The sequence below is a fragment of the Kitasatospora sp. NRRL B-11411 genome (genome assembly GCF_000721345.1).
In the GTDB taxonomy this organism is placed as follows: domain Bacteria; phylum Actinomycetota; class Actinomycetes; order Streptomycetales; family Streptomycetaceae; genus Kitasatospora; species Kitasatospora cineracea.
Genome location: NZ_JOGH01000232.1, coordinates 1 through 4588, shown reverse-complemented (window position 1 = coordinate 4588; position 4588 = coordinate 1). Strand labels below are relative to the sequence as shown.

Sequence of the window (4588 nt, the reverse complement as noted above, 5' to 3'; positions counted from 1 at the left end):
CCACTCACCCGTCCCCGACCCCGACCCTGGCCCCGCTGCCCGACACCGGTACCGACGGCCGCCCCCTGGGCCTGGCCGCCGCCGCCGCGCTGGGCCTGTGCACCCTGGGCGTCGGAGCGCTCGTCTACTCCCGCCGCCGTCGCTGACACCGACTCCCCGCCCCACCCCCCACATACCGTCACCCTGAGCCACGCTAGTGTGACGGTATGTCAGTCCTCGGCACCGCCGCCTACACCGACACCGCCGCCCTCCCCGAACCCGTCGCCCGGGCCGTCGAGTTGGCCGCCCGGCTGGGTTTCACCCAGTCCTGCCGCCCGGAGCAGGGACGGCTGCTGCAGGCCCTCGCGGCGGGCGCGACCGGCCGGATCGGCGAGACCGGCACCGGCTGCGGCGTCGGCCTGGCCTGGCTGCTCGCCGGGCGGCGGCCGGGCGTCCGGGTGGTGAGCGTCGAACGGGAGCCCGAACGCGTCGCCGCAGTACGGGAGTTGTTCGCCGACGTGCCCGACCTGGAGGTCCTGCACGGCGACTGGACGCTGATCGACCGGCACGGCCCGTTCGACCTGCTGGTCCTGGACGGCGGCGGCAACGGCAAGCAGTCCGCGGCCGCCGACCCCGAGCAACTGCTCACCCCCGGCGGCACCCTGGTGGTCGACGACCTCACTCCGCTCACCGCCTGGCCGCCGACCTACCGGGGCGCACCCGACACCGGCCGCACCACCTGGTACGACCACCCGGCACTGCTCACCACCGAGATCCGCCTCGCCCCGGACTTCGCCACCCTGCTGGCCACCCGCCGCCCCTGAACCTCCCCCGGCGCCCGCTCAGCGCTCGCGCCCGCGCGGCTTCAGCGGCACCGGCGGCAGCTGCGGGGCGTGCAGCCGCTCGCCGTCGTAGCCGTGGACCTGGCCGAAGCGGGCGCCGCTCTCCCAGTCGACCCGGGCCCGGGCGATCTCCTCGTGCGAGCGGCCGACGAAGTTCCACCACATGACCAGGCGCTCCTCGAAGGGTTCGCCGCCGAGCAGCAGCAGGGCGGCGTCGGTGCGGGCGCGCAGCGGGAGTTCGCGGCGGCCGCAGCCGAGGTAGAGCAGCGAACCGGGTTCGACGAGGACGCCGTCGACGTCGACGGAGCCGGTCATGGCGAGGACCGCGTACTCGAAGCCCGGGTCGAGCGGGAGGCGGTGGGCGGCGCCCTCGCGGAGGGTGAGGTCGGCACCGGTGAGGGCGGTGTGGGTCGTGCCGGGCGAGGTCGCGCCGTCGAGGGTGCCGAGGATGAGGTCGGCGCGCAGGCCGCCGGCGGTGACCACGGGCAGCTCGGGGTGGTGCTCGAAGGCGGGTTCGGTGTGCCGGTGCGCGTCGGGGAGCGCCACCCAGAGCTGGGCGCCGTGCAGCAGCGGCGCGTGCGCGCGCGGGGACTCCTCGGAGTGCGAGATGGCCCGGCCGGAGGTCATCAGGCCGAGTTCGCGGGGGCGGACGGTCTGCAGGCTGCCGAGGCTGTCCCGGTGCAGGACGCTTCCCTCGTGCAGCCAACTGACGGTCTGCAGGCCCATGTGGGGGTGCGGCGGCACCTGCATGCCGGGCTCGTCGGCGATGTCGTCGGGGCCGTAGTGGTCGACGAAGCACCAGGCGCCGACCATCCGGCGGCCGAGGTTGGGCAGCAGCCGCCGGACCACGGTGGACTCGCCGAGCGGGACGTGACGCCCGGTCAGCAGGTCCTTGACGGGGCCGGTGGCGGCCTGCCGCCCGCAGACCGCCGGGGCGGGTTTCCGGTCGAGGTTGCTCATGACCGCCAGTATCGGCCGCCCGCCCCGCCGTCCCCGGTTACCGAGGGCCGCGCGTCGCCGCCCGAGAAGCACCCCCGGACGCCCGGACAAATGCCCGGACGAACGCCCGGGCGCTTCACGGAACGGCACACGGCGGCTTCCGCACGGTCAGTGCTTGCACGCCCACCAGGCGTCCGCGCTGGCCGCCGCCGCCTGGGCGCGCAGTCCGCGGACGGCCTCGGCCGGGTCGGCGGCGCCGTACACCGCGGAGCCGGCCACGAACACGTCCGCACCGGCCTCGGCGCAGGCTTCGATGGTGCCGGCGGCGACGCCGCCGTCGACCTGGAGCCACAGGTCGAGGCCGTGCTTGTCGATCAGCTGCCGGGTGCGGCGGATCTTGGGAAGCATGATGTCGAGGAACGACTGGCCGCCGAAGCCGGGTTCGACCGTCATGATCAGCACCATGTCGAGCTCGGGCAGCAGGTCCTCGTAGGGCTCGATCGGGGTGGCGGGGCGCAGCGCCATCGAGGCGCGGGCGCCCTTGGCGCGGATCTCCCGGGCCAGGCGGACGGGGGCGGCGGCGGCCTCGACGTGGAAGGTGACGGAGCCGGCGCCGGCCTCGACGTACTGCGGGGCCCAGCGGTCGGGCTGTTCGATCATCAGGTGGCAGTCGAGGGGGGTGTCGGTGGCGCGGGCCAGCGACTCGACGACCGGCACGCCCAGCGTGAGGTTGGGGACGAAGTGGTTGTCCATCACGTCGACGTGCAGCCAGTCCGCGCCGCGCACCGCCTCGGCCTCGTCGGCGAGGCGGGCGAAGTCCGCGGACAGGATGCTGGGGTTGATCTGCGCCATGGCGAGGGTACCTTCACGGTTCGGTGCGGGCGGCCGGTGCGACCGCTCCCGACCATCATCCCCCGGCCCCTGGACGCCCCCGCCGGAGGAGTGCCCCCGCAACGTCCGCCCGCCCGCCCACCTACCCCACCTACCCGCCCACCCGCGAAGCGTTCACACGCCCGCACGCCTCCTCGCTCGCCCGCTCGCCCGCTCGCCCGCGAAGTGTTCACACGCCCGCAACACTTCCCCTTCCCGGGGTCGGCCCGCTCTGGCAGGCTCCGGAGCAGGCGGAACCAACGCGCTGCTCGCCCCTCACGAAAGGCGTCCGATGACCCAGGTCGTCCACCCCGCACGTGCCCTCTGGTGGCTGTTCGAGCCCGTCCACGCCCTCACCTACTTCTCCCCGGAGGCCCGCGCCGCGTACGAGGCGGCGGGGCTGCGCGGCTACTGGCGCGGCTACTTCGGCGGACGTTCGGCGCCGCTGGGCGCGGTGGACGCGGCGCCGGTGGTGGCCGCGTTCTTCAACTTCGCGCCGCAGATGGTCGAGCGGGCGCTGCCGGAGGTCTGGTCGCTGGCCGGCCCGGAGCAGGCGCTGGAGGCCCGGGTCGCGGGGGCGACGGGCGCGCTGCGGCGCGTCCTGGTGGACGTGAAGCCGGATCTGATCGACCGTTCGGTGGAGCTGCTAGAGCGCGCCGTCGACGGCCTGGACTGTTGTGGGCGCGTGCTGGCCGCCGCGAACGCCGACCTCCCCCGCCCGGAGGGCCGCCTGGCCCGGCTGTGGCAGGCCACCACCGTGCTGCGCGAGCACCGGGGCGACGGGCACGTCGCCGCCCTGGTCACCGAGGGCCTCGACGGCTGCGAGGCCCTGGTGGTCCGCTGCGCCCTCGACACCCGCCGCGAGAACCTGCAGCCGCACCGGGGCTGGAGCGACACCGAGTGGGACGAGGCCACCGCCCGCCTGATCGAGCGCGAGTGGCTGAGCCCGGACGGCACGCTGACCCTCGCGGGCCGCCGCCGCCACCTCGCCCTGGAGGGCGCCACCGACCTCGCCGCCTCCCGGGTCTGGACCCACTTCCACCGCTCCGAGCTGGACGAACTCGTCACCGCCCTGCGCCCGATCTCCGCCGCCTGCCGCGCCGACCTCCCCCCGACCACCCCGATCGGCCTCCCCAACGCGGCCTGACACCCCCTCCACCGCCCGCCCGCCGTCCCCTCGACACGAAGGCCAGTGCAGATGCCGGCACGGGGGCCAGCACGGGGGTTCAGTACGGAGGCGGGCCGAGCACGATGCCGCGGCCGGAGTAGAAGCGCTCCAGGTCGCCCCAGGGCACCCGGGCGGCGCGCTGCGAGCCGTCCGGGAAGCCCGACGGGTTGTGGATCAGCAGCGCCTCGTCGTCGGCGCCGACCGCGAGCACCAGGTGGCCGCCGGTGCGCGGCACTTCGGGCGCCAGCGTGCGGATGCCGGGGTGGACGGAGAGCATCGGCAGCCGCCCCTCGCCGAGTTCGGCCGCGACCCGGTCGGCGGGCAGCGGGCTGACGGCCTCGGCGTGCAGGCCCCAGCGGGTGCGGGCGTACGCGGCGAACGGGGCGTGGATCAACCCGTCGAGCCGCCCGTCGGGGTGCCGGACGTACGCCCCCGCCTGCTGGCACTCCTCGGCGAGCCGGACGGCCGCCGGGGCGACGCCCCACCAGTGGTCGAGCACCATCCGCAGGCAGGCCATCCCGCACAGCCGCCACGACCAGTACTCGTACTCGTCCTCGTTCGCGGCACCGGAACGCTCCCACAGCGGGTCGTCGGCGGCCCGCAGCGTGCCGTCCAGGATGTCGGGCACGAGTTCGGGCGACTCCCACTGGGAGTAGTAGGGGACCTGATGGCTGATCGGCTTCACCCGGTCATCCTGGCGCACTTCCGCCCGGTTCCCCCGGAGCCCCGTCCGCGACACCGGCAAACACCCCCACCGCCCCACCCCCGCCCCGACCGCGCGGACCACCGC

Annotated in this window: 6 protein-coding genes; 3 read left to right on the top strand and 3 right to left on the bottom strand. The window is 75.4% G+C overall.

Annotated elements, in window-relative coordinates; all coding sequences use genetic code 11:
* Positions 1-26 precede the first annotated feature (26 nt).
* Both IH44_RS49930 and IH44_RS0139265 read left to right on the top strand, forming a co-directional pair.
* Positions 27-146, top strand: a complete 120-nt coding sequence (locus IH44_RS49930; RefSeq protein WP_369795054.1) for an LPXTG cell wall anchor domain-containing protein — start codon at positions 27-29, stop codon at positions 144-146.
* A 60-nt stretch (positions 147-206) separates the two neighbouring features.
* On the top strand, positions 207-803 hold the full coding sequence (locus tag IH44_RS0139265; protein WP_030464651.1) for an O-methyltransferase: 597 nt from the start codon (positions 207-209) through the stop codon (positions 801-803).
* Between the two features lie 18 nt (positions 804-821).
* On the opposite strand, the gene IH44_RS0139260 is transcribed toward IH44_RS0139265, so the two are convergent.
* Both IH44_RS0139260 and rpe read right to left on the bottom strand, forming a co-directional pair.
* Positions 822-1781 (bottom strand): pirin family protein, encoded by a 960-nt coding sequence (locus tag IH44_RS0139260; protein WP_030464650.1) that lies wholly within the window; start codon positions 1779-1781, stop codon positions 822-824.
* 147 nt (positions 1782-1928) lie between these two features.
* Complete coding sequence (rpe, locus tag IH44_RS0139255) at positions 1929-2612, bottom strand: ribulose-phosphate 3-epimerase (RefSeq protein ID WP_030464649.1); 684 nt, start codon at positions 2610-2612, stop codon at positions 1929-1931.
* Positions 2613-2922: 310 nt separating this feature from the next.
* Here rpe and IH44_RS0139250 point away from each other — a divergent pair, with 310 nt between their 5' ends.
* Entirely contained in the window at positions 2923-3777 is an 855-nt protein-coding gene (locus IH44_RS0139250) for a hypothetical protein (RefSeq protein WP_030464648.1), read from the top strand.
* 79 nt (positions 3778-3856) lie between these two features.
* Here the strand turns inward: IH44_RS0139250 and IH44_RS0139245 are convergent, their stop codons facing one another.
* On the bottom strand, positions 3857-4483 hold the full coding sequence (locus IH44_RS0139245; protein WP_232795271.1) for a C39 family peptidase: 627 nt from the start codon (positions 4481-4483) through the stop codon (positions 3857-3859).
* Positions 4484-4588 lie beyond the last annotated feature (105 nt).

Bases quoted from the DNA above. Each gene is read 5' to 3' on its own strand.
- IH44_RS0139265 (WP_030464651.1), top strand. From the start codon at position 207: ATGTCAGTCCTCGGCACCGCCGCCTACACCGACACCGCCGCCCTCCCC.
- IH44_RS0139250 (WP_030464648.1), top strand. From the start codon at position 2,923: ATGACCCAGGTCGTCCACCCCGCACGTGCCCTCTGGTGGCTGTTCGAG.
- rpe (WP_030464649.1), bottom strand. From the start codon at position 2,612: ATGGCGCAGATCAACCCCAGCATCCTGTCCGCGGACTTCGCCCGCCTC.
- IH44_RS0139260 (WP_030464650.1), bottom strand. From the start codon at position 1,781: ATGAGCAACCTCGACCGGAAACCCGCCCCGGCGGTCTGCGGGCGGCAG.